23 protein-coding genes and 1 pseudogene are annotated in these 25,225 nt (G+C 53.7%); 7 read left to right on the top strand and 17 right to left on the bottom strand.

Translation table 11 applies throughout. The features are described from left to right. Positions 1–72: 72 nt before the first annotated feature. Positions 73–342, bottom strand: coding sequence for a 30S ribosomal protein S15 (rpsO, locus tag AB6B37_RS13520; RefSeq protein ID WP_371396351.1), 270 nt, complete (start codon positions 340–342; stop codon positions 73–75). A gap of 18 nt (positions 343–360) precedes the next feature. Then, positions 361–1,341, bottom strand: a complete 981-nt coding sequence (gene truB, locus AB6B37_RS13525) for a tRNA pseudouridine(55) synthase TruB (protein ID WP_371396352.1) — start codon at positions 1,339–1,341, stop codon at positions 361–363. 173 nt (positions 1,342–1,514) lie between these two features. On the opposite strand from truB, the gene AB6B37_RS13530 reads away from it, so the two are divergent. The 3 genes from AB6B37_RS13530 (at position 1,515) to AB6B37_RS13540 (ending at position 4,953) form a co-directional block, all read left to right on the top strand. Further along, a complete protein-coding gene (locus tag AB6B37_RS13530) occupies positions 1,515–2,984 on the top strand; it encodes an alanine/glycine:cation symporter family protein (protein WP_371396353.1) in 1,470 nt (489 codons plus the stop codon). Positions 2,985–3,067: 83 nt separating this feature from the next. Continuing rightward, entirely contained in the window at positions 3,068–4,270 is a 1,203-nt protein-coding gene (locus tag AB6B37_RS13535; protein WP_371396354.1) for a type II secretion system F family protein, read from the top strand. A gap of 11 nt (positions 4,271–4,281) precedes the next feature. Then, entirely contained in the window at positions 4,282–4,953 is a 672-nt protein-coding gene (locus AB6B37_RS13540; protein WP_371396355.1) for a hypothetical protein, read from the top strand. Here AB6B37_RS13540 and AB6B37_RS13545 read toward each other — a convergent pair. The 15 genes from AB6B37_RS13545 to AB6B37_RS13615 all read right to left on the bottom strand — a co-directional run bounded on the left by AB6B37_RS13545 (position 4,950) and on the right by AB6B37_RS13615 (position 19,831). Beyond that, positions 4,950–5,414: an A24 family peptidase gene (locus AB6B37_RS13545; RefSeq protein ID WP_371396357.1), complete on the bottom strand. Its 465-nt coding sequence runs from the start codon at positions 5,412–5,414 to the stop codon at positions 4,950–4,952. The genes AB6B37_RS13540 and AB6B37_RS13545 overlap by 4 nt on opposite strands. After that, positions 5,414–5,899 (bottom strand): Tfp pilus assembly protein FimT/FimU, encoded by a 486-nt coding sequence (locus tag AB6B37_RS13550; RefSeq protein WP_371396358.1) that lies wholly within the window; start codon positions 5,897–5,899, stop codon positions 5,414–5,416. The genes AB6B37_RS13545 and AB6B37_RS13550 overlap by 1 nt, the downstream gene beginning before the upstream one ends. Next, positions 5,877–6,332, bottom strand: a complete 456-nt coding sequence (gene gspG, locus AB6B37_RS13555) for a type II secretion system major pseudopilin GspG (protein WP_371396359.1) — start codon at positions 6,330–6,332, stop codon at positions 5,877–5,879. The genes AB6B37_RS13550 and gspG overlap by 23 nt, the downstream gene beginning before the upstream one ends. Beyond that, positions 6,325–8,082 carry a GspE/PulE family protein gene (locus tag AB6B37_RS13560; protein ID WP_371396360.1) on the bottom strand — a complete coding sequence of 586 codons (1,758 nt, stop codon included), beginning with the start codon at positions 8,080–8,082 and terminating at the stop codon, positions 6,325–6,327. The genes gspG and AB6B37_RS13560 overlap by 8 nt, the downstream gene beginning before the upstream one ends. Before the next feature lie 165 nt (positions 8,083–8,247). Further along, positions 8,248–9,684 carry a hypothetical protein gene (locus AB6B37_RS13565; protein ID WP_371396361.1) on the bottom strand — a complete coding sequence of 479 codons (1,437 nt, stop codon included), beginning with the start codon at positions 9,682–9,684 and terminating at the stop codon, positions 8,248–8,250. Between the two features lie 250 nt (positions 9,685–9,934). Continuing rightward, the gene (locus AB6B37_RS13570; protein ID WP_371396362.1) at positions 9,935–11,356 is read right to left on the bottom strand and encodes a hypothetical protein; all 1,422 of its coding nucleotides are present in this window, start codon (positions 11,354–11,356) and stop codon (positions 9,935–9,937) included. A 276-nt stretch (positions 11,357–11,632) separates the two neighbouring features. After that, positions 11,633–12,094: a hypothetical protein gene (locus tag AB6B37_RS13575; RefSeq protein WP_371396363.1), complete on the bottom strand. Its 462-nt coding sequence runs from the start codon at positions 12,092–12,094 to the stop codon at positions 11,633–11,635. Positions 12,095–12,102: 8 nt separating this feature from the next. Next, entirely contained in the window at positions 12,103–14,343 is a 2,241-nt protein-coding gene (locus AB6B37_RS13580; RefSeq protein WP_371396364.1) for a hypothetical protein, read from the bottom strand. A gap of 44 nt (positions 14,344–14,387) precedes the next feature. Continuing rightward, the gene (gene pilP / locus AB6B37_RS13585) at positions 14,388–14,936 is read right to left on the bottom strand and encodes a type IV pilus biogenesis protein PilP (protein WP_371396365.1); all 549 of its coding nucleotides are present in this window, start codon (positions 14,934–14,936) and stop codon (positions 14,388–14,390) included. Continuing rightward, positions 14,933–15,637, bottom strand: coding sequence for a hypothetical protein (locus AB6B37_RS13590; protein WP_371396366.1), 705 nt, complete (start codon positions 15,635–15,637; stop codon positions 14,933–14,935). Before AB6B37_RS13590 ends, pilP begins: the two co-directional genes overlap by 4 nt. Continuing rightward, positions 15,637–16,722, bottom strand: a complete 1,086-nt coding sequence (locus tag AB6B37_RS13595) for a hypothetical protein (RefSeq protein WP_371396367.1) — start codon at positions 16,720–16,722, stop codon at positions 15,637–15,639. Before AB6B37_RS13595 ends, AB6B37_RS13590 begins: the two co-directional genes overlap by 1 nt. Then, entirely contained in the window at positions 16,691–17,764 is a 1,074-nt protein-coding gene (locus AB6B37_RS13600) for a hypothetical protein (protein ID WP_371396368.1), read from the bottom strand. The genes AB6B37_RS13595 and AB6B37_RS13600 overlap by 32 nt, the downstream gene beginning before the upstream one ends. Then, positions 17,751–18,413, bottom strand: coding sequence for a type II secretion system protein J (locus AB6B37_RS13605; RefSeq protein ID WP_371396369.1), 663 nt, complete (start codon positions 18,411–18,413; stop codon positions 17,751–17,753). The genes AB6B37_RS13600 and AB6B37_RS13605 overlap by 14 nt, the downstream gene beginning before the upstream one ends. Before the next feature lie 38 nt (positions 18,414–18,451). Further along, the gene (gene msrA, locus AB6B37_RS13610) at positions 18,452–19,069 is read right to left on the bottom strand and encodes a peptide-methionine (S)-S-oxide reductase MsrA (protein WP_371396370.1); all 618 of its coding nucleotides are present in this window, start codon (positions 19,067–19,069) and stop codon (positions 18,452–18,454) included. Positions 19,070–19,078: 9 nt separating this feature from the next. Beyond that, positions 19,079–19,831 (bottom strand): N-formylglutamate amidohydrolase, encoded by a 753-nt coding sequence (locus AB6B37_RS13615; protein ID WP_371396371.1) that lies wholly within the window; start codon positions 19,829–19,831, stop codon positions 19,079–19,081. A 93-nt stretch (positions 19,832–19,924) separates the two neighbouring features. Here AB6B37_RS13615 and AB6B37_RS13620 point away from each other — a divergent pair, with 93 nt between their 5' ends. From AB6B37_RS13620 to AB6B37_RS13635, 4 genes and pseudogenes are all read left to right on the top strand, one after another. Then, a complete protein-coding gene (locus AB6B37_RS13620) occupies positions 19,925–21,007 on the top strand; it encodes a DUF3137 domain-containing protein (RefSeq protein WP_371396372.1) in 1,083 nt (360 codons plus the stop codon). Positions 21,008–21,283: 276 nt separating this feature from the next. Next, positions 21,284–21,718 (top strand): annotated as a pseudogene (locus AB6B37_RS13625) (M1 family peptidase); the annotation flags it as partial. An 87-nt stretch (positions 21,719–21,805) separates the two neighbouring features. Continuing rightward, positions 21,806–23,791, top strand: coding sequence for a M1 family metallopeptidase (locus tag AB6B37_RS13630; RefSeq protein ID WP_371398463.1), 1,986 nt, complete (start codon positions 21,806–21,808; stop codon positions 23,789–23,791). Beyond that, entirely contained in the window at positions 23,792–25,201 is a 1,410-nt protein-coding gene (locus tag AB6B37_RS13635) for a hypothetical protein (RefSeq protein WP_371396373.1), read from the top strand. Positions 25,202–25,225 lie beyond the last annotated feature (24 nt).

Genomic DNA, 25,225 nt, shown 5'->3' on the forward strand with positions numbered 1-25,225 from the left:
TGAACACAATCGTAGAAAGCCGCCTTGTCCCTATGACGAGGCGGCGATCTTCATTAGCTGGTCATTCTTGAATTAACGACGCAGACCTAATTTCGTAATAAGGCCAGTGTAGCGGGCCTCGTCTTTTTTCTTCACATAATCGAGCAAGCGGCGACGCTGGCTCACCATAGCCAAAAGGCCGCGGCGTGAGTGATTATCTTTTTTATTAACTTTGGTGTGTTCCGTCAGATTAGCAATGCGCTCCGTTAGGATAGCGACTTGCACTTCGGGTGAACCTGTATCGCCGTCTTTGACGCCGTATTCTTTAATCAACGCAGCTTTGCGTTCGGGTGTAATCGACATCGTGATCTCCATAATTGATTACAAATTAAATACGCGTTTGGGATATAATGTCCCGTCGCGCGGTGAACAGAGAGCAATCTCAACGCCGTTTTCTGTGCACAAAACCCAAGGCTGGGAACCGTCCAAAGTCGCGGGCAGCGCTATCGCTCGTCCGTGCTTTAGCTCCGTTGCGTCGGTGTCCGTTATGGCCAGAACCGGGATGTCGTCCAGTGCGGTCTTAACGGGACGCAACATCCCTAAAACGCCGCTCCTATGACAGCTTTGGGCGGGCATCGCAAGTCCCTTTTCAGTGGCCTCAGCTTGCGCCTGCTTATAGGCCTCACGCGCAGGTTCCAGCGTCTTAATCAGCGCCTCTAGGCTGACCGCATTATCCAGCGTGAACGGCCCCACACGGGTGCGCCGCAAATGGGTCACATGACCGCACGTGCCGAGTGCAGCGCTAATATCGCGGGCGAGCGAGCGCACATAAGTGCCTTTGCCGCAGATGACAGAAAACGACGCGCTGTCATCCGTGCAATCGGTCAACGTCAACGCCTCCACATATACAGACCGCGCGGCCAAGGTGATATCCTCACCTCCGCGCGCCAAATCATAGGCCCGCTTGCCGTCAACTTTAATCGCGGAAAACTTCGGCGGGATTTGGGAAATATCGCCGGTGAAATCAGGCAACACAGCCTCAATCTGGCCGCGTATTGGCCGCACGTCGGACACTTGCGTCACCTCGCCCTCAACGTCCCATGTCGATGTGTTCTCGCCCCAGGCTATCGTAAAGTCATAGCCCTTAATCGCGTCTTGCATAAAGGCGACAGTTTTGGTCGCCTCACCCAGCGCAATAGGCAGCACGCCACTCGCCAGCGGGTCGAGCGTCCCCGCATGGCCCGCTTTGGCGGCATTAAACAACCAGCGTAATTTCCCCACAGCCGAGGTCGAGCCCAAGCCGTAAGGCTTATCCAAATTCACCCAGCCATGAACCGGGTCACCTTTGCGTTTACGGGGCATAGCATCTCATTCCGTAGCTGCTGCCCCAATTATGTGCTTTGGTTATCATCAGAGGCGCTTTACATCAGCCAGCGCGCAGTGTCAGGCCATAAAGCGGCACAGCCCGATAAAATCGTTGCACTGTTGCGCGCGGCGCTTATTGTGCAGAAATATAATTAACCTTTGGGGATCTCATGACATTTCAATCCATTATGCAGGCATCAGGTGGTTATCCCGCTTGGGAAGGCTTTAAAGACGGGGTTACGGCCTTTTCAAATTTCTTATGGTCAGGACCGCTGACGATATTATTGCTGGGCACGGGCTTATTCCTAACCTTGATGACAGGTGCGATTTGTCTGCGCCGTATTCCGTCGTCTTTCAAACTGCTGGGCCAAAAAAGCACAGGCACAGAAGGCGAGATTACACCCTTCCAGGCCTTAGCAACCGCTATGGCGGCGACCGTTGGCACAGGTAACATCGCTGGTGTGGCCACCGCCATTGGCATTGGCGGACCGGGCGCGATTTTCTGGATGTGGGTTGTTGCGATTTTGGGTGTGACCACGAAATACGCAGAAAGCTTGCTCGCTGTGCAGTACCGCACGAAAAATAGCTCTGGCGAAGTCGTCGGCGGGCCAATGTATTACATCGAAGAAGGCATGGGCAAAAAATATAAATGGCTGGCCGTGACCTTTGCCTGCGGCGCGTTATTTGCGGCTTTCGTGACAGGTAATATGATCCAGTCTAATTCGGTCGCGTCTGCTGTGACATCGGCGACACGCGGTATGGGCGGCATGGAAAACGGTATCCCAACATGGATCACAGGCGGCGTTGTTGCACTGGCCGTCTTTGCGGTGATTATTGGCGGCATTAAATCCATTGGTAAAGTGGCTTCACGCCTCGTGCCGACAATGGCCGTTGTTTACATCCTTGTGGCGCTCTTTGTGATTATCGCCAATTGGGATCAAATCCCATATGCCTTTGGCTCCATCTTCCACTATGCCTTTACAGGCTCTGCGGCAGGCGGCGGCTTTGCGGGTGCAGCGGTAATTGCCGCCATTCGTGCAGGCGTGGCCCGCGGTCTGTTTTCTAATGAGGCGGGTCAGGGTTCTGCCCCTATGGCGCACGCAGCTGCCACGGTGAAAGACCCTGTTACCCAAGCCCGCATCGGTATGCTCGGCACGGTCATTGATACGCTGATTATCTGTACGATGACGGCGCTTGTTATCCTGACGGCAACGGGCAGCTATGTTGACGCGGACGGTGTGGCGACAATCCACGCATGGCAATCAACATTTGAATCGGCCGAGCTGACCTCGCTTGCCTTTGCGGATACTGTCCCGGGCGGCACATGGATTATCGCGGTTGCGATGATGGTCTTTGCTTTTACTACCGTTTTGGGCTGGTGTTATTACGGTGAACGGGCTTTGGGCTATTTGTTCGGAGTTAAGAACTTCCTCGTCTTCCGCCTGTTCTGGTGCGGGGCTGTGTGGCTTGGCGCCGTGCAGGAAATTGACTTTATCTGGCGCTTGGGTGATGTCGCCTCTGCGGCCATGACGGCACCAAACCTCATCGCGCTTCTGGCGCTATCCGGGGTCATTATTAAACTGACCAAGGATTATGAGCGAGACGGCACATCGGAGCTGCGTGATATTTCAGATCACTAAGCCCTAATCACATCCTGATAAAAGGCCGCGCGGCACCGTCTGCGCGGCCTTTTCTTTGCGCTGATTTGCTGTAAAGACATGCTATGGCGACGTTTAAATATAAGGCTCTGGACCGCAATGCGGTCACTGTGCGCGGCGAGATTGACGCGACGGACGAAACGGCCGCCTATGCGCAATTACAGCGTCGCAAGCTTGACCCCTTTGAGATATCTGAAAAGCCAGAACAAACACAATTTTTCACCGCAACCAAAGCCATTAAATACCGCGATATGGCGCGTTATGTGCGCCAGCTTGCGACACTTTTATCGGCAGGCGTGACGCTGCTAGAGGCGCTGGCCAGCCTTGCGCGGTCTAATGCTCACCCGACCTTAGCCAGTGCGTCCAAAGGCATCCGCAAAGATTTGCGCGCGGGCGAACGGCTGTCAACCGCCATGGAAACCCATATCCCGTCATTGCCGCGATATGTCCCGCGCCTGGCCGAATTAGGCGAAGCCACAGGGCAATCGGCCAAGGCCTTATCAGATGCCGCGAACCGCATGGAATATGAAGACAGCATGCGCGAGGAAATCCGCACCTCATTATCCTATCCCATATTCCTAGCCGTGATTGGCGGGATTTTAGTGTTCCTGATGTTCCTGTTTATTGTGCCGCGTTTTGATACGCTGATCGGGGATAATCGCGATAATCTGCCCGCTATGTCGCGCATCGTCATTGGGGCGGGTGTGGGGCTGAAAAATAATCTTATCCTTGTCCTATCCGCGATGGGCGGCCTTGCGGTCGGCGCGATTGCCCTGTCACGCAGCAAAAAGTTTAAAGACGGGCTGCGGTCTTTTGCCGAAGGTCTGCCTATTATTGGGCCCGTGCTGATCCAATCCGATCTCGGCGGTTGGTCACGTACTGTGGGCATTGCGCTGGATAATGGCGCGGATATTTTGACCGCCCTGCAACTGGGAGAGCTTGGTTTACGCTCCCCGCGTCTTCGGGCGGGGATGCGGATTGTGCGCTCTGAAATTCGGGCAGGCCGGAATGTCGATGAAGTGCTGGACGAAAACATTTCTGATTTTGACCCGCTGACCATTGACCTTATTCGCACGGGGCGCACGTCGGGCGGTCTGGCGGATATGTTATTATTCGTCGGCGAAACTCAAGAGAGCGAGACGCGGCAACTCACCAAGCGGCTCTCCGCGCTGGCCGAACCCATTGCGATTTTGATTATCGCCGCCATTGTCGGCACCATTGTCATTTCAATCGTACTCGCCATGACAAGCCTGTATGATTTTGCGTAAATAGGCCCAAAATGGAAAACCAATATATCGATAAAGAGCTGGCGGCAGAGCGCCTTCGCACGGGGCAGCACCGCGCTTTTGTTGGCGGGCGTTGGGACGAAATTGGGCAATTACAATTTGATTATATGGTAGGCAAAGGCCTGGCCCCCACGGACCGTTTTGTTGATGTGGCCTGCGGGTCCATGCGCGGCGGGCGGCACTTTATCGGGCATTTAAACCCGTTTCATTATTTCGGATTTGATATCAACCGCGCGCTGATTGACGCGGGCCTGACCCACGAAATTGCGCCGCTGGGGCTGCTGGATAAAATCGCGCCAGGTAATTTGGTCGCGGCAGAGGCGTTCGCGTTTCCAACCAGCTGGCGGGATATGGATAGTGCCTTAGCGTTATCATTATTCACCCATTTAACAATGAATTCTATCGCGCTATGCCTGCGTAATTTGCGGCCTGTCATGAGCGACGGCGCACGGTTTTACGCGACGATTTTCCATGTCTCTGAGGACAACCAAACCGCACGACAAGAACAGCTCGACGGGATTGTCACCTATATGTGCCAAGACCCTTATCATTATACGCGCGGCGATATGGATTATCTGGCGGGTAAAACGGGCTGGCGCGTGGTTGATATAGAAACGTTTAATCACCCGCGCGGGCAGAGCATGGTGATCTTCGAGACGGCCTAGAGTGGGACGTGATGGAAGCTCTGCACGCTCCAGACAACCGCGAGGCCAAAGGCCAGAAACGGGCCAAAGGGAATGGCCGTTTGCGCAGTCACGGCTTTGTCCCGAAGGCGCATAAACAGCACGGCGGCTATGGCGGCCAAACTGCCGATGAGCACGACCTGCGGCAGCCATAGCCATCCGCACCATGCACCTGCCGCCGCGAGGAGTTTCGCGTCCCCCCTGCCCAAGCCGTCAATGCCGCGCAGACGCTTAAAGCCAATCTCTATCAGCACAAAGGCCGCATAGCCCGCGACCGCGCCAATGGCGAAAGGCAGAATATCGCTGTGCAAAACATAGCCCTGCAACAGACCCAGTCCAATCAGCGGAAAGGTCAGATAATCTGGCAAACGGAAGTGTTTAATATCAATCACGGTCAGGGCCAGCAGTATCGCCGCCAAGACAAATGCAAAGGCGTAAAGCATTATCCCGCGTCCAATGTCAGCCGTGTGGCCTCGCATTTTGGCGGGGCAATCACGTAATCGGCCCGCCGCCCGTCTGGGGCGATAATACGAAAGCGGCCACCCGCGCAAACACCGCTGGGTGATATTGTGATTGTGTTACCCATCACACGCCAATCAGGCGGCACGGATAAAGCTTTGATATGCGCCGTGGGTGTCGCCTCATCAAGGCTGCGTATAGAGCTGTCAGTCACAATGTAGCGCGGCTGTTTTGATAACATGGCATCGGCGCGGATAAGGCGTATATCGGCCATGGCGGCATCAACGGTGCGGGCAAAACGCGTGGCCTCTAGCGAGGTCATCATCCGCGCCCCGACGAGCGAAAGCATAATGCCCATGATGGTCAGGACAATGATAATTTCCAAGATTGAAAAGCCCGCGTCAGCTGCGCTTTTTGCTCTGCACTGCTTGGCGTTTTGATTGGACTTATGAACTGGAGATATCGGCATTAAGACCCACACCACCCGGTGCGCCGTCTGCGCCGTAGGAAATGACCAGCGGCACAGTCTGGCGACCATTGTCAGTCATCAGCGGCGGTTGATAGATATAGGCATTATCCCACGGGTCGAGCGGCATGGTGCCTTCCATATAGGGGCCAGCCCAAGAGCCATTATCCCCGGCGGGCGGGGTAAATAGCACCGCCATGCCTTCTTGCGCATTCGGGTAGCGGCCCGTATCCAGCGCATAGGTATCAAGCGCGAGGCGCAGAGATTTGACTTGCGCCTGTGTTGCAGTTTGCTTGGCTTTGTCGACATTACCAAACAGGCGCGGCGCAACAACAGCGGCCAGCGCCGCGATAATGGCCAGCACAACAAGGATTTCGAGCAGGGAGTAACCAGCCTCTTTGGACGGCTTTTGGGGGGTGTTTTTTAATCTAAGCATCCGTATCACCTTGGTTTAAATCGAGCGTCGACGCCCCGCAGACGCGAAACACCTCCGTCAGCGACGTCACGCCGCTACGCGCTTTTAATATACCGTCTTCGAGCAAGGTGATAAAGCCTTGCGCGCGGGCATTTGAGAGTAATTTTGGCAAGGACGCGCCTTTGAGGATGTCCTCTGATAGGGCGTCGTCAATTTTGACAGTCTCGAAAATAGCAACCCGGCCAAGATAGCCTGTATGGGAGCATTTTTCGCAGCCCTTGCTTTCGCGCCAACGCGCTTTGCCGCTGAGCTTTGTCGGGTCGATAATCGCGCCTGATTTGACCATGGACCAAATCATATCCTCGCCGTCGGGTTTTTTAACGTCCACCGCACAGTTATCACATAGACGCCGCACAAGGCGCTGCGCGACCAGCCCCCTCACGGCGGAAATCACCATATAAGGCTCTAGCCCGATATCGATGAGACGTGCGACAGCGGCGAGTGCAGAATTGGTATGAAGCGTCGAGAGCACCAAGTGACCCGTTAGCGCGGCTTGGGCGGCAATCGTTGCGGTCTCGCCGTCACGGATTTCGCCGACCATGATAATATCAGGATCTTGGCGAAGGATGGCGCGCAACCCCTTGGCAAAGCTGTAACCAATGGCGGCATTGGTCTGGATTTGGATGATGCCGTCCATGTCATATTCGACCGGGTCTTCGATGGTGATGATCTTGCGCACACCATCGTTTAAGCCCCGAAGGCCGCGGTAAAGCGTGGTGGATTTACCCGATCCCGTTGGCCCGGTGACAAGGATAATCCCGTTGGGTTGGGACAGCAGGTCTTGCAGCACGGCTTTGGCATGACCGTCCAGACCAATGGCTTCTAGGTCGGGCAGCTCTGTTTCTTTTTTCAACAGCCGCATGACGAGGCTCTCGCCCCAGGTACCCGGCAGGGCAGAGACGCGCAGGTCAATATCTTGGCCCGCAAAACGGATAGACTGACGACCATCTTGGGGAAGCCGCCGTTCGGCAATATCCATCCCAGAGAGCAGCTTTATACGGCTGGCAACCGCGTCAAATTGCGATTTTGGGTCAGATTGTTTGGTATGGAGCACACCGTCAATGCGGTAGCGAACTTGGAATTTATGCTCAAACGGCTCTATGTGAATATCGGACGCATTTTCGCGCAGCGCGGTGGAAAACACGCGGTTGACGAAATCAATGACAGGGGCTTCTTCGGCCATTTCACGCAAGCGCGCTGTGTCGTCATCGGTATTGCCGTCGCCGCTCGGCCCTTCGTCGCGGATATGAAAGACGGCTTTTTCAACCGTTTGATTGGACGACACATAATCGCGCAACGCCAGTCCTGCGCGGTAGGCGCGGCCCTCAATGACTTCGCGAAGTTCGGGGTTAAGGATATTTTGCGCCACTAAATGCACCGTGTCGCTATCCGCCTCTTGCCAGACGGCGGCCCCGCGAGAGGACAGCCACCGCGCCGTTAATCCCAATGCAGTCATGGCGCGGCTGTAGTCATCAGGCGTAATGCTGACCGCGCCTGCGGACATAATGGGCAGCCCCAATTGCGCGGATTGCGCGGATAGCAAGTCTTCCTCTGACACCGCACCAATGCGGAGCAGTGCTTGGCCCAAAAGGCCGCCAGCCTCATTTTGGAGACGTTCGGCTTGGGTTAAATCTGCATCGGTGATTTGACCCCGCGCACGCAAGACCTCGCCAATAGAGGCAAGACGGGACGGTGATGTCGGTGTGGTCATAGACATGCCTGCAGTATACCCGCGAGCGGTCAGATTAAAAGCTGCAATTCATACACTATCGTAGACCTGCATTATTCGTTGCCTCCATAAAAAATGGCCCCCTACGGTATGAGCGCAGAAGGGCCATGGATCGTGAGGAACGACCAAGTTAAAGGCTAAGGCTGCCTATTCAGAACCAAGGAGATTGTCTGAATCCCAACTTGGCTGGTTAAAGCTAGGGTTACGGTAGCTATTATTTGCGCCATCACCAAAGTTTGTGACAATGCCACCTTTGGAGAGGAGACGGTCAACATCGACAGTTGTTGATGAAGTTTCCAAGTTAATTAGCGCGTCATAACGCACGACACCATCGGGCAGCGTGCCGCCCATATCGGTTGAGAATAGGATGGCCTCGCCCGTCATATCTGGGGTCAATTGCCCTGTGTATGTGCCGTCTGCATTGGAATTATCAAGCGTCACAGTGAAATCTGTAGGGCCCGTTAAGCCGGTGATGCGGTAGACAGTCACAGTGCCCGATCCGTCGCCGCCTGAGTTCCAGTCAAAAAACCCAAATTCGCGACCTTCGCGCTGGAGCGTATCAAGATTGCCTGTGGGGCCCGCTTCTGAAGTGATGAAGTCCACAGGGCCGCTATCAACAAATTCTACAGTTGAGCTGATCACGCGTACGGTCTGTGTCGGGATCTGCGTGGTACCGTCCACAGCAAGAGCAATTTCGCCGTTTGCAGGATTGCCGTCTAGCAGTTCACCAAGGTCAGTTGGATCAGTTGTTGAGTAGGTCGCTGTGTTTGAAAACGATGAAATACCCGCTGTCCGGTTATCAATATAGACATTATCAAATGCCGATACATCCTCAAACTGAATAACGGCTCTGATGCGCTCAATATCGCTAGGCACAAGAGGCGTGACCGCTGTTAAGCTCTTAGAGACAAGGGGATTAATGGCGAAGTCGATTGTCCCCAAAACGGAGCCAACAGGTGTTGGACTGAAGAATAATTGCTGTGACGGGGTTAGGGTCGTATAGCTTGGTAGGCTAATGATTGTATCAGATGTAGTCTCATCCGATGCCACGACACCGTTTACCGCCGATTGGCAAGGCGCAATGATATTGGCCGTCGTGGCGCGACCTTCTTCGATATTTGTGCCTGATTCTGTGCGGACAAGGACTTCAACAAAATCACCAGCCGCTGGACAAGCGTCCAAACGCAAAGGCAAAGCCAAGCCGAGAACATTGCTGTTATAGATGTCATCAAGCGACACAAGAAGCGTCACTGTATTGGCACCGGTTGTGCCGCCGCCATTGACAACGCCCTGTGCATTTGCCGCTGGCACGACTGTGTTTCCAGACAAATTAGAGGCAAAAACCAATCCAGACGGGAGGTTAATCGTCACAAGCAGATTATTACCATTGGGGTAGTTACCTGTTTCGGTTTCGACGTTGAATGTGAAGTTACCGGTTAAGGCTGGCGTGCCGGGCAGCTGTAATTCTAACGCGGGAATGATGCCGTTCGGGACCACACTTGTCGCTGGAATTGTGAGTGCGCCGGCAGTGCCAGCAGATAAAGCGACCAAGGAAGCGGCGGCCAAAAGTGATTTAAACGTCATAAGACCCTCATAGAAAAGTGGTTGCCGCGACATTGCGGCATAACTCGGGGCCATGACTGTTTGAAATAATGAAAGCCTTTAAACTCTCGTGCCCCCAGTTAAAACTTTAACCATAGATACGAACGGCGTCAATCGTCCTTATAGGCACTAACCATCGGGTAAACGCCCGATAAATGCATTTTTTTATAAAAAAAAAACGGCCCCTCTACCAGAGTAGAGAGGCCGTTTCTTTAAATTTTAAGCGTAAAGCCTACTCAGAACCAAGGGTATTGTCTGAGTCAACGCTTGGCTGGTTAGGACGCGGGTTATTGTAGCTGTTATTTGCGCCGTCACCATATGAAGTCACGATACCACCTTTGGAGAGAAGACGATCAACGTCAACTGTTGTCGATGATGTTTCCAAGTTTAACAGGAAGTCATAACGGACAACATCCGCTGGCAATGTACCGCCAAGATCTGTTGAGAACAAGATCGCTTCGCCAGTCGCGTCAGGCGTTAATGTACCAGAGTATGTGCCGTTTGCATTAGAGTTTTCAAGCTGAACAGAGTAATCTGTCGCGCCAGTCAAACCTGTGATGCGGTATACAGACACTGTGCCTGAGCCGTCGCCGCCTGAGTTCCAGTCAAAGAAACCGAACTCACGACCCTGACGCTGTAGCGTGTCAAGTGCGCCAGTTGCGCCTGCTTCGGATAGGATAAGGTCAGGTGACCCTGTGTCGCGGAATGAAACACCAGAATTAACAACGTTAACTGTCTGTGTTGGGATCACAGTTGTGCCAGAAACGGCAGTGATGACAATGTCATCAGCTGTGCCGTCAAGCAATGTCGCGATATCAGCAGGCGCTGTTACGTTAAAACGGAACACATTGCCGATTTTCGTACCAGCAATACCGCCAGCTGTTACAGATGTGATGGCCGCTGCATTTTCAAAAGCAACATCAAAAGTAATGGCGTCAACGTCTGTTGAAACCAATGGCGTGACAGCCGCAAGGCTTTTGGACACTGTAGGAGCGATTGTGTAGTTAATCGCACCCAATGTGCCTGTTGCATTCAAAGGACCAGTTCCAAGAACTTCGCCGATGGCAGTATATGGAGCCAGAAGGATTTGCGTGTCAGAAACAACTGCGTCAGATGTGACGACGCCGTTAATGGCAGATGCACATGGCGCAATGATGTTTGCTGTTATTGCACGACCTTCTTCGATGTTTGTGCCTGATTCTGTACGAACAAGAACTTCAACAAAGTCACCAGCCGCTGGACATGCGTCCAAACGAAGTGGCAATGCCAATGAGAGAACGTTGCTGTTGTAGACATCGTCAAGTGAGACAAGAAGTGTCACTGTGTTTGAGCCTGTTGTGCCGCCGCCGTTGACAACGCCTTGAGCGTTTGCAGCTGGGACAACTGCGGAACCTGAGAGGTTTGATGCGAAGACCAAGCCAGTAGGAAGATTGATAGTGACAAGAAGGTTGTTACCGTTCGGGTAGTTACCAGTTTCTGTCATCACGTCAAACGCGAAGTTACCTGTCAAGGCTGGAGTGCCTGGCAGTTGTAGTTCGAACGCAGGAATGATGCCGTTAGGGACAACACTTGTCGCTGGGATAGTCAGTGCGGCTGCTGTGCCGGCTGAAAGGGCCACCATAGATACGGCGGCTAGGAGTGATTTGATTTTCATGAGTTCCTCACCTGTTAATCAAAGTTGATGTGCAGAGAAACTGCACGCTTCTGAAGGGCAAGCATCCAAGAGTACGGGGAATCAAATCGCCACCCCCTTTTATGCCTAGGCTTGCTATAGGCGGCATAAAATCACGCGTCAAGTGGATGATAAGGCTCTAAGGTGTAAAAAAACGCGTATTTTTCGTAAGTTGCGTGGAATTGCCCTCACGGTCACATCTTCGTAAAAACAAGGTTAACAAATCCCGTAGTTTTCTGGCGCGCTGTTGCGAAAAAGTCACAGATTTGCAAGGTAAGACGAGGTCGGCGTCCAGCCTAAACCTGTCATTATGAGCTTTTCAGACGCTCCTGAGTTGTAATTGACCACGATTTCGACATTATAAAGCGTGGTTACGTAACGCGAACGCACACCGCCCTGAGCGCGCACACGACGTTCGGGCAGCGCAGGGCTGGCCGTCCAGCGCAGGGTTGCGCCCCCCATATTCATGTCACCGCGCGGACGCTCTGTCAGGTTCACGCTGCGGATATGGGCGCGGACGGCCGCCTCAACCGACAAGCGCGTCTCTGTGCGTTCCATCACAGCAACACTGCGCACGAACTGGCTTTGTAGGGCCAGTATTGGCAACATGGCCGCAGCCAACACGGCCATAGCAACCAAAGCTTCTAATACGGAAAAGCCGCTGTCATCTGTTATGTCAGCCTTTGTGACATCGACCCTGTCTTTGAGCGCGCGCGTCACCTTGCCCCCTAAAACTCTTTGGGGCGAAGGGTGTAAAGGCGGCTATCATCGGCCAGCGCGCGGTCAACACGCGACGACAAGCGGTTCACAAACTGATCTTTATCGGCTTGCCCCCGCAGGACATAGGCTGTGATAAGGACAACAAGCTCTGTTGTATCTTTGGAAATACTCTCGTTAGAAAACGCAGCCCCGATGCCAGGAAGGTCTTTGAGGAACGGCACGCCCGTATCTTCGCGGGTTAAGCTCTCTTGTATCAAACCACCCAACACAGCCGTCTGTCCGTCCTCTAGTGATAATTGGGTCAAGATATTACGATTAGAAATCGTTGGGCTGGCAATGGTCGAATTGGCGACGGACACGGTTGATGACACTTCTTGGGAAATGGTCAAATCAATACGGTTGTCGGAAAACACAATCGGCGTAATCGCGAGCAGCACACCTGTCTTTCTATAATCTATCGATTGCAAGATATCGGTATCGCCGCCGCCGCTTTGATTATCGGCTGCGCGCTGACTTGTGATAATCGGCACTTCTTGACCGACACTCAGTTCGGCCTCGGCGCCAGAGCGCGCGGTCACAATCGGCGTCGAGAGGATTTTAACGCGGCGATTACTGGCAAAGGCGTTAATCGCGGCGTCAATATTGCCTGACAACAGCCCCACATTCACGCCGCCAGATCCTAGGCCAATACCGCCTTGGGTCGCGACTGTGCCTGTCACGCTATTGTTGCCCAAGTCATCAATGAAGAACTCAACGCCAAAACTGTTTTCATCAGTCAGCGTGACCTCGGCAATTTGAACCTCGATCAGGACTTCGGGCGTGGGCGTATCAAGACGCTCCAAAAGGCCGACCATCTTGTCATATTCACTGGCCGTGCCGGTAAAGATAATACGGTTGCCCAATGTGTCCACAGCAAATTTATCACCAAAGCCGCCACTGACGCTGCCAAGCGTGTTTCGCCCTGTGTCATTGCCGGTGTTATTATTACCACTTGGCCCCCCAAAGATAATCGCAGCCCCGCCGCCTTGGCCAAGTTGAGAGCGCATAGCGGAATTAGCTGTTTCTGCCAAAATCTCAGCATCGACATTTTTCACCTGATAGATGAAAATCTGCTCTGTATCACCGCCCTGAACAGGACGGTCGAGATCCCGAATCCAGCTTTGGACCCGCGCGCGCGCCGAGTCAGTCTTGGCAAAGATAAAGACATCATTGGAATATTTCACCGGAAACAAGACGATATTACGGGTTTGGCGAAATTTAATGTCAGATGACACTTCCCAGCCTTCAACACGCAGCGCATCGGCCAGCGTGGTCGCAAATTCTTCAGCGTTCCAATATTGCGGCGTGTAGCGCTGCACTTGGGTGCCTGCAAAATCAAGCTCGTCCAGTTCATTTAAAACCGCCAAGGCACTATTCACATCCTCTGGCAGACCCGACAGTATGATGAAATTGCTCTGTGGGTCAGAGGATATTTTAAGCTTATCACTGCGGTTGCCAAAGGTGTCTTGTAACAGCGGCAGGATGGCGTTGGAACTGACCGCCTGCATTTCGACAAATTGCACAATGGGGCGTAGATCTGACCGCGTGCGGGCGCGGGCGCGAGATTTGACAAAGACCGGAATGCGCGAGCGCAGCGCTGCGTCTTGGATAATTTTATAAGTGCCGTCCTCTGGCACAACGCGGACGCCGTATTCTTCTAGCGCTAACTCGACAAGGTTTTGAAAATCCGACGCTTTCATCGTGCCCGAACTGCGCAGCGATATAATCTCGGTCATGGCCGCGACGTCTTTGCCAGCCACAAAGGGGACCTTCAGCATTTCGCCGTAAACAACATTGATAAATTGCGGCACAGGCAAAGGCGTAACATAAGCCTCTATTGTTTTAACTGCGCTGCGGGGTGCGCGTGCAGACCGGCCTTCACCTTGGCCCATAGAGCCCGTGCCAATTGAGGGCACCGTGCCAAGTTGTGACGGCAAACGCACGCTATCAACAGGTCCGCCGTCAGTCAGGGCGGAATCATCGCGGTAAATTCGCGGCCCGCGGGTCACATTATTGCCAAGCTTACGCTGCGCAATCGTCTCGTTCATAGAGGCAGGCGGGGCTAAGGCAGGCGTGTCTTTTTTGGTAATAGTCTGACACCCAGACAGGCCCAATCCCAATACAGCCAGCAGCGCGAGCGGCGCGGTGCCTTTTAATGAGGCCCGCTTAAGTGACGGAAAGCCGCAAGATGTCTGTTTTATAAAGCGCATTTAAGTCTCTCTTGAGCGTATCATTGTGCGAGCAGCAGCACGGGTTACTGCTCTGGGCTTATATCTGACACAGCGTCAGGCGCAACAGCCTCGCTGTTATCCCCTGCATCGGGATTATCAAAAGCCGTATCAAGATAACCTGCCACAGCGATCCGTTGTTCTGTGTCTTCAAACACAGTGATCACTTGCCGTTGGTCAATGGCCTTAATCAACCACCCGCTGGGTAATGTCTCGCCCTCGGCCACAGTGACCACTGTGCCGTCGGGATTAATCAAAGTCGCTTGATAGGCTTTATTCACCGATTGCACACTCGCAATGGTTGGCAGCGGCGGCGCGCCGTTTATCACTGGCGCCGTATCTTGCTCGGCGTCTTTTAGTTTTTCCTCGTCTATCAATGACAATACAAATAAATCTGTTGCGCGGATACGCTCTGATGTTTGGGCGAGCATCGCCGTATCGCCGCCTGGCATCGGCAAGGCCTGCCAGTCTTGGCTGTCGACCAGACCCCCACCACTGCCGCCGCCTGCGCGCAGCCATCCCAAAGTCGCGGACAAGCCGAGCAGTACACAGGCGATTATCACAAAACGCTTCATCGACCGCCCCCTTGATTGGGATTATCAGAACGCGGGCGCGTGCTTTGACCCGATGAGGGCGCAATCATGGGATCAAGATTACTTGACGGTTGATTAGGGGGCTGATTGGCTGGCTGATTATTCGCGTCAGCCTGAATAATTTGCACAGGGATAATACCAGAGAACGCCAAACGAGGCGGACGGCGGTCGCGGATATTTTGGGAAAAATCCACATCACGTATTACAATGTGCTTTGGGTTTTTCGCCACCGCTTCAATCATCGATACAATCGCTTTGCCGTCAGGAGCGCGCGCGGCAAATTCAAAGGACAACACCGACTTGCCGTCAATATCAATTAATTCTGGATCAACCCGCACTTGAACGGCATTAAAATCAAGCGCGCCCGCATCACGGCGCAGCGCCTGTTGAAGATCCGCTGCAATGACGCCTGCCGTCTGCCCCGTCCAAAGACGCTCAATGACGGCCGTGCGCAAGTTTTGACTGCTCGCAAAACGGTCCGCCCAAGGGTTATCGCCGCTTAAGGCCTCCAAAGTCGCGAGCTGGTTATTGGCTGATTTGAGCGCGGCAGACTGCGCTGTGCTGGCTTGGTGCAATCGGTCAAGGCCCAGCCCGCCAAAAATTAGCAGAAGCGCAACAAGGCCGTAAGCCACAATTGGCGTGAGCTTCATATCCGCCGCTATGGTTTGTGAGAGCCGCGCCATTATAAACCGCCTCCCTCAAAAGAGGTCATGCCGTCACCCAAGTCAGCCGTGATTAAGACCGCGCCTTGCGCGTCAAGTGTCACACTCACGGATGACAGTCCCGGGTCAGCCTCGAGTAGCGAAACAACATCCGGCACAGAAATTTCCGTCTCGCCGCGAAGGCGCGCGTCAATCTGACCAAGGCGAATATCAAAACGCTCTATGGATAAATCTGTTTCGCCCAGAACAGTCGCCAAAGCGCTCAACCCCATCAGCACAGTATCATTGCGGCCCAAGGCATCGTAATTTTGGGCGTAACGCAAATTAGCCATAGCGCGTCGTTGTTGGGACAAAATTAATTGTGTCTCGGTGCTGAGGCCTTCCATGGCAGCATTGGTTTTAGATAAGGCTAAAGAATTTCTGAGATACCCCGCGCCCATAAATAAAAATCCGCACGCCAAAACCGTTCCGACAGCGGCACCCAAATTGCGCGGCGAGAACCAATAGGCCAGTTGGTCAGGGTCTAATGTAAAGGGGGCAATATCACGGCGCCACGGCACGGCACTGGCCACAGGCAACGGATAATCCATCGCGCCGAGCCCGTCTTGCGCCGCACGCATAAACACGTCCCACGAGTTTGCGCTTGGCGGGTTTAACCACCAACGGCTGGCGACAAGGTTTTTGTCAATCCAGATTTGACCTTCATACCCAGACAGGCCGTGGACAAGGCGCGCGCCATTATCATGCGGAACTTGCGCTAGGCTTTCAGGCATATAGCGGCCTTGATGAGCCTCTGATTTAGCAAAATTCCAGACACCCGCCATATCGGTGGGTGTGGCGGCCCGCACCACCTCGCCGACATCGGGCGCAATATATGTGCCGTTTTCACCGGGCAGTGCTTCTTTAGACGCTTTTAAAGCCGCCGCCTTTTGCGCGTTGCGGCCTGTGCCGACAAGACGGATGCGCCGAAAAGAACACATCCCTCGCGGTACCACGCAGACCGCTGGCAGGGCGGGAAAGCCCCCTTGCAGGGTCCGCTTTTCTGGCGCGACGTCCGAATTGGACGCGTCCTGATTATGGACGAAGAGACGCGGGGTTAATAACATGCTTAAGCTCGGATAGTTGCGCGGGATTAATGCCGTAAGCGGTAAATTCAGTTTGCGTCTCTAGCACAGTGCTGTCCAAAACCCAAAGCCTTCTATGGGGGTGGGTGATGTGACCTGTCTGCTTTGTTATCTCTATGACACGTTTATCCCACAATCCCGCATCAGGGCCCGATGTGCGTTGCGCGTAAAGACTAAGCCGCAAATTTGATGTCGGCGTCCTGTCGCGCCGCAGCACACCGCCAATCATTTGATCAAAATTATTATCCATCAAGCTTTCGCCTTGCGGGCCAATATAGCGCATCGGCGCAAATTGTTCGCGAAAGTCAGTCGCGCTTTGAATGGTTGTGCGGGCTTTAATCATATCCATATCAAGGCTTGGCATCACGTCGGCCCAGCCCATGACTTGGGATAACTCACTATAGCTACGCAAGGGTGAATTGGTGGGCGGGGCCATACGGCGAAGTGTGTAGTCCGTCGCCTCCGCCCCGTTCAAGCGGCGGATGCTATCGGCATCGACATAATCAGCGAGGCGGCGCACCAATTGGTTGGCTTGACGCGGGTCAGCGCCCGCTTGAACTAACAGCTGGTCAAGCCCGGCTTGTAACGGCGTATTTAGCGACGGCAATCCAGATACGTCTTGCAGCACAATAATCACAGGCCCGTCTGGCGTTTGCACTTGGCGCACCCCGCCGTTCACCTGCCACATATCGGGCGTAATGGCCTCTGCGGTGCGCGGGTCCATGCGGCGACCATCCAAGGTCATCGGGCCAAATTCAGATTGCACGGGGCTGTCAGGATTTAAATCATAACCACCGAGCACGGGATTGGCTGCCAGTAGCGCAAATGTCGCCACCCGCTCGGCATTATCTATCATACGGTCTGTGCGGTTTTGCGCCGATATAGACGCGAGTGTCTGTGTTGTGTTTTGCAAGCGTGTTGCCGCAATGGCTCCCGCCATCGCCAATATGGCAATAACCACAAGGACATAAGGCAGCACGAAGCCTGCCTGTTTGATGGGCGCCTGTTCGCTAGAGCGTGTCACGGCCCAAGTCCAATCTTATGGGGCGTTGCGGATGGGCGGATAGGTCAATCATAAACAGCGTGCCTGAAGCGCCGCTGTCCAGCTTTATCGCAAGCGGCAAAGCGGGCGGTTCAATAAAGCGTGCATCATTGAAATAAGGCGTCACAGGTGTCTGTTCAGGCGGCCAGTTTTGATACCACTGATTATCTAGTCCCAAATAAGAAAAACGCGCGTCATTAGGCAGACCGCCCATGAGCGTCCAAAGCGGCGCATCGCCCTCAGTCTGATTTTGATAGCGCAGCTGCATCTGCCCCAGACGGGCATTATCGCGTTCCAAGGCCACAACAAAGCCGTTTAGCCCCGGCGTCTCGGACAGCGCCGCACTACTGACCCCGCGCAGCCGTGTAGGGCTGCCGGTAAAGGCGGTGCCCGCCTGTTCAGGCCAATGAGGGACAAGGCTTTGCAGCACACCCCCAAGCGCCCGCCTATCCAAAGCCCGGTCCAACGAGCGTTCCGCCGCCCCGACCGCACGGTCAGACAGCGACAGCATAGCCGAGGTTGATTGAAACAGAGCCATAGAGGCAAAGGACATGATGACGAGCGCAAATAGGGTTTCCAGCAAAGAGAACCCCGATTGCGTGTCTATAATATGTCGCGCGGACCTGTGCATCCCCGCATGGTAGCAAGGATGAGCGGCGTTAAAAAGCCTTATTGCGCAGCGTCAACGGCATCATCATCAAGACGCAAATGCCGCAGCGGTAGCGGACAAGACACACCCGTCGGGCCGTGAGCGCAATAGCCCTGCGGGTTTTTCGCCAAATATTGCTGATGATAATCCTCAGCCGCGTGATAGACGCCTGCGGGTTTAATCTCTGTTGTGATCGGATTATGACCGCGCGCTTGATAGGCGGTATCATAGCGGGCCTTGGCGTCTTCTGCGGTCGCGACCTGCGCATCTGAGTGCGTATATATAGCCGAGCGGTATTGACTGCCGACATCATTGCCTTGGCGGTTGCCTTGGGTTGGGTCGTGATTTTCAAAAAAGACTTTTAGGATTTGCGCGTAGCTAATGACAGACGGGTCAAAGACGACATGCACTAATTCCACATGGCCAGTCGCGCCCGAGCAGACCAAACGGTAATCAGGATTTGGGTGGCTCCCGCCGCCGTAACCGACAGAGGTCGTATGCACACCGTCAAGCTTCCAAAAAATCCGCTCTGCGCCCCAAAAGCATCCAAGCCCTAATGTGGCTTGCTCAAAGCCATCAGGATAGCCGCTGAACATATCGCTGCCATTTACAAAGTGTTGTGTGTCTGTTGCCAACATAAGTGCCTCTTATAATAAAGGTGAAAGCGCGCGTATCAGTATATCCGTCATGGCCGCTTGCTTTTGCTTGTCATCTACATGGTCTTGGCGCAGCTCGATTGCAAGATGGCGTAGACCTTGTGTCGCAACGTGAACGTCAACGGTATAGTTTAAGTCATAAGCCGAATAAGGCAGATTGATATCAACACGCATATCGGGCGCAACGTCTGCCATGGTTTTTATAAAGGCTTTGGCGCTGGCCGTGTCATGCTTCGTTAAAAGACCAATATCGGTTGGTCTCGCCTCACCCATCGCTGGCTTAGGCGTAAAGCTATGCAGCGATATGACCAGCGGGTTTTGCCGCGCGTGGTCGGACGCAAGGCGGTGCATAACCGCCCCAAGGCGCGCGTGATAGGGGCGGTAAAAGCCGTCAATACGGGCTTGGCGGTCTGCGGCGCTTAGATGCTCATTACCACTGATAATAGTGCCGTCACTGACCACGGGGATAAGGCCAGGCGCATCGGGGTCGCGGTTCATATCAATGACAAGACGAGAGACAGCCGCAAGATGCGCGCCGCAGCCAAAATGAGCGCAAAGATTTCGTATAATCACCTCTGTCCCAATATCCCACGCAATATGGCGGGTCAGGTCATCGCCGCTAAGACCCAAATTATGAAACGCAGCGGGTATTAGCTTTGATGCATGATCGCCAAAAATAAACAAAGGCGCGTCTGATGTCGCAGCAAGCGTATGATAGGCAATTTTGTCATAGGATGGGGTCATATCCGCCCTATACAACACCGCGCCGCTTGCACAAAGCTTTCACGCAACTGTATAGACGGCCATAAGGCCACAAAGGTCAGCGATGAAGGATTGATGATGCCAAATGATGCGGGGCGGTGGCCAACAGATGAATTTGCCCGCATGGGCGACGCCTTCACCGATTATCTGAGCCCGCATAATGTGCAGCTAAAGGTGATGTCCAAAGAGGTTTTACGCCGCAAACACCCATGGGGCTATATTCTGGCCGCAACGATTATTGTTGGCATTGCTCTTATTATTTGGGCGTGGGGTATCTCGGACATCCTGCGCTACGGCGCGATTGCATTGCTAATTGCGGGCTTTGCCTATGTCTTTCCGATTTATAGCAAAAAATCAAAATTGCTGCGCGAGGCTCTGGACGCCGTAGATCATTATATTCACCACGACATAATGCGGGTGGAGTGGACGAACCCGCTGGAGAGTGACCCGGAGCTACTCGTGCGGTTTCAAGCCATCGGTGCCTTTGGTAGTTTTGATGATGTGAAACATATCCATAGCTATTTGCCCGAGGCTCATGAAACGTCTGACGCGGTTTTCGACCCTGTCTTTACCCACACACGGCTGACCCGCACAGAAGTCGAGACTTACACAGATTCCCAAGGCCGCACAAAGACCCGCACGAAAACGGTTGAGGTCTTTCACGGCATTATATTTGATATCCCCTTCCCCGACGGCGCGGGAGACGCCCGCACAATCATCTCAACCAAACGCATTGGTCGCCCCGCCGCCCCCTTTGATAGACGCGTGAATGGCAAGCCCATTAAAATGGACAGCATCAAGCCCGCGAGCTTGGAGTTTCAAAAATTGTATAAAGTTAAATGCGACGATGAAATGATTGGGCACCACATTTTAGACCCTGACCGCGTTATGCGCTTTATTAATATGCACCATGATCTGCGCGCTGAATTTGGGCGTGGTATGGATATCATCATGCTCATCACTGACGGGCGCGCGTGGGTCGGGATAGAGACAGGGGCCCTGCAAGGTATCACACAAAGCGCTGGCAAAATTGAAAAGCTCGCGCCAGGACTGACAAAGTTTGCACGGCAACTATCTGCCCGCCACATCATCGCCTCGCACCTCAAATTGCCGCAAAGCCCAAGCTTTCCTTGGCAGCACAATAAACCTAAGAGTTAGAAAACCCAAACTTAGAAAAACCCAACTTGAAAAAATAAGGGACACCGCATGACAGACTTCATTAAACTTGGCATCATTGCCACCGCTACAATCGCGCTTACCGCTTGCGGGAATGACGGCACCAAAGCGCCGCAATCAAATGTATCGATATCTGACACAGTGCAGTCCAGCGTTGATGTCTTTGGCGATGACGGCATCCCCCACGCCCAACTGCCTGACACTGTTGTCCCGCAGAGTTACCGCATTGATATGCGCATTAATCCCGACGAGACCGATATGAGCGGCGTGGTCAGTGTTGACGTGGCACTAACCGAAGCTACGCAGAAAATCTGGCTCCATGCCAAAGAGATGACCGTCACTGGTGCGTCCGCGCAAATTGGTGATGATATTATCCCGCTTAGCTTTACCGCAATTCCAGAGGCTGACGCGCCGTCTGGCGTGGCGTATTTATCATCTGACGTGGAACTACCCCAAGGGGACGCGACATTAACGCTGACCTATTCCACACCGTTTAATCTGGCGCTTAATTCGGCTTATAAAGTCGTGCGCGGGGATGATGCCTATATCGTCACGCAAATGGAACCGCTGGGCGCGCGGGAGGCGTTCCCGGGATTTGACGAGCCGAAATATAAAGTGCCGTTCACCGTATCTATCACATCCCCCGCTGATGATTTTGTCTATGCCAACACACCCGAAGTCAGCACGCAAACGATGCAGGACGGCTGGATTAAACATAGCTTCGCCACCACGCGGCCACTGCCGACCTATCTGATTGCTTTTGGCGTTGGCCCTTGGGATGTGGTCGAGCACGCGCCCCTGCCCGCCACTGACATTCGTGACCGTGAAATTCCCTTGCGCGGGATTACGGCGCGCGGCTCTGGCGACCGTATTCAATACGGGCTTGAAAATACAGCCGGTATCCTAGAGGCGATTGAAGGTTATTTCGGCATTCCATATCCTTATGAGAAGCTCGATATTATCGCTGCGCCTGATTATGCCTTTGGCGCGATGGAAAACCCCGGCGCTATTGTTTACCGCGAATACCTTATGCTGATGGACGAGAACTCGGCGCTGTCACAACGCCGCGCCTATGCCAGTGTGCATAGCCACGAAATTGCCCACCAATGGTTTGGCAATCTGGTCACCCCCGTCTGGTGGGAAGACATTTGGCTGAATGAAGCCTTTGCCACATGGATGGGCAATAAAGGCATTAATCTATGGAACCCCGACGGCAATTTTGATCGCAATACATTACGCTCATCACTCGGCGCGATGAATATCGACACGTTATCAACAACGCGCAAAGTCCGCGAGCCACTGGAGCGGTCTGAAAACGTCATGGATCAATTTGACGGGATTACCTACCGCAAGGGCGGCGGGGTGCTGGATATGTTTGAGAGCTATCTGGGTGAGGATAAGTTCCAAGCGGGCGTGCGGCTGCATATGGCCCGTTATGCCGACGGCGTCGCAACAGGGGATGATTTCTTCCAATCTATTGCTGACGGGTCAGGCAATAAAGATGTCGTTGCGGCGATGAAATCATTTGTCGATCAGCCGGGTCTGCCGATTGTTGACGCTGCCATGAGCTGCACGGGCGGAAAAGCCGCCGTTAAACTATCGCAATCGCGTTATGCGCCGCTGGGGTCCAAAACACAGCAAGGCCAAAGCTGGCAAATACCCGTCTGCGCCAAATTTGGTTACGCCGACGGATCAACGCAAAAGGTTTGCTCGCTGATGAAGCGAGCCGAAAGCACGATGAACCGCATGGATGAAAACTGCCCGACCTTTGTCATGCCCAATGAAAACGGCGCAGGTTATTACCGCTTCTCGCTCGATAATGAGGGCTGGACGGCGCTTTTGGCTAATCTGGATAAGCTCAACACACGCGAAGTCCTAACCGTGCAAGACAGTCTAGAATCTGCCTTTCGCGCGGGTAAAGTCGATGCCTCTGTCTTTATTAAAGGGATGGAAACACTCGCCGCATCGTCTGAATATGACGTCGCGTCCGGCGCGGGGGATTGGCTGTCTTGGTTTTATGACCGCTTACCCGAAACGTCCCGTCCCGATGTCGCGCGTCTGACAACAGATATGTATGCAGCGCGTTACAAAGCTATTGCGGGCACGGACACAGTGGAAGGTGATCTATTGGCCCCAACATTGGCCGCACGGCTTGTCTCTATGGGCGGTGATACGGCCCTAAAGGCCGATTTTGCCGCCAAGGGCCAAGCCTATCTGGCGGGTGATAAAGACGCGATTGCGCCCAATATGCTATCACGGGCCTTACGCGCCGCTATGGAGGCCAAAGACACATTTGGCACGGCAGAGCGCTTGCTTAATATGGCCAAGGACGGCTCTAGCTTTGAGAAAGGGGCCGCCATTGGCGCGCTGGCACAGACCAAAAACCCAAGTATCGCGGCGATGCTGCGCGATACGGCGCTGGTCGATGACGTGACCCTGACGGGGCGTCAAGCGACCTCGCTTATCTCCACTATGCTCGGCTCTGATGAGCTCGGCGAGGAGACATGGGCTTGGTTCAAGCAAAACTTCAAACTATTTGTCGATACACGCGTGCCGGATGTGCGCAAAGGCGGCATGCCTGGCTTTGGGGGTCGGTTTTGTTCAACCGAGCGCCGCGATGAGGTGCGTGATTTCTTTACCGAAAACGCCGCTGTCATTCCCGGCTATGAACGCTCCCTCGCCCAGACATTAGAAAGCATAGAACTTTGCGCTGCCCTCAAAGAGGCAAAAGCAGATGAAACCGTCGCTGCCTTAAAGGCGCGGTAGATGGCAAAGGGTCAGGCTAACACTGTCTTGAAGCGGCTGGCCAAAGGCTGGCCGCTCATCGCCTTATGCGCTTTATTAGTGTGGATCATTGGCGAGCAAATCCGAGAGGAAGACCCACCACCGCAACACACCGTAGAAGACATTCAAGACAAAACGGACCGCTATCAACGTGCGATAACATGGTTTGACCGCGCAGAGAAAAAACACGAGGCGGGCGATATGGACGCGGCCTTTCCCCTTTATGAACGCGCAGCCAATGAAGGCGATAGCGAGATTTTGGAGATATTAATTAACCGCCACCTACAGGCCAGTGACGGCTTTCCCTATGATATTGAAACGGCAGAGCGCTATATTAGAAGATTGGACACTAAGAAACGTGGGCCATATTTAACAAAGATAGCGCAGCGCTACCAAAATGGGGGACGCGGTATCGACCAAGACATCCCGCGTGCGGCGGCGCTCATTGATGAAGCGATTGCATCTAATTATGATCCCGCTTTTATGATTGCCTATAGTTTTTATGCCGATAAGCGCCATCCTGCGCCTTATTTTGACCCTGACAAGGCCCTTCGCTATATCGACGTGGCAATCGCAGGGACGAGCTCTGTCGCCCCGCGTATGACAAAGGCGCACTTCCTCCTCCGGCAAGATGATGAGGCGTCAAAACTAGAAGCCGTAGCTTTGTTGGAAGCGGTCATTGCGAGTGAAGCCCGCAACCCAAAGGCCCTGCGGTGGCTCGGGGATTATTATTATGAAAACGGTCAATTTAAAGAGGCCGCGCGCTATTATCACCGCCTTGAGACCCCCTTGCCCGAAACCGTTTTTCGCAAAGCTGAAATGCTACGCGCAGGCGCGCGCACCAAAGGCGATTGGCGCGAGGCGCGCGAACATTACGCCGTTGCGGCCACCGCACGCTATATCCCCGCCATGCTGATGATGGGGCATATTCACCGCCTTGGTCTGTCAGCAAAGGCTGACCCCGAAGTGGCTCTGAGTTATTATGCGGCGATCAATTATCCCATCGGTCATCCAGCGGGACATTTTATTGGCGCCATGTATCAAGACGGCGCGCTAGGCTCCGTTGATTACGCCAAGGCCAAAGCCGCCTATAAAGACGGTATGGAGGCAGGCATGCCCGCAGCTTACGTCATGATGGCGAGACTGTATGAGCACGGCCACGGCGTACCCAAAGACCCGGTCAAAGCGTTTGAGTTGATGAATGAAGCTGGAATACTGGGCAGCAATCTAGGGCGCGCGGGCATGGCCGATTATTATGAACGCGGCATTGGCACAGAACCAAACTTGGACACGGCCAAGATATGGAACAATAAAATCCGCTCGGTGGATACCGCGCCGCCTAACGGCATCCCGCTATTTGACTGTGATATTTGCGACCCCAAAACAGATTAGACTGTAGACCGATTAATTGAATTG

Origin of the sequence: Fretibacter rubidus (assembly GCF_041429785.1) — a bacterium.
Taxonomy (GTDB): Bacteria; Pseudomonadota; Alphaproteobacteria; order Caulobacterales; family Maricaulaceae; genus Fretibacter; species Fretibacter rubidus.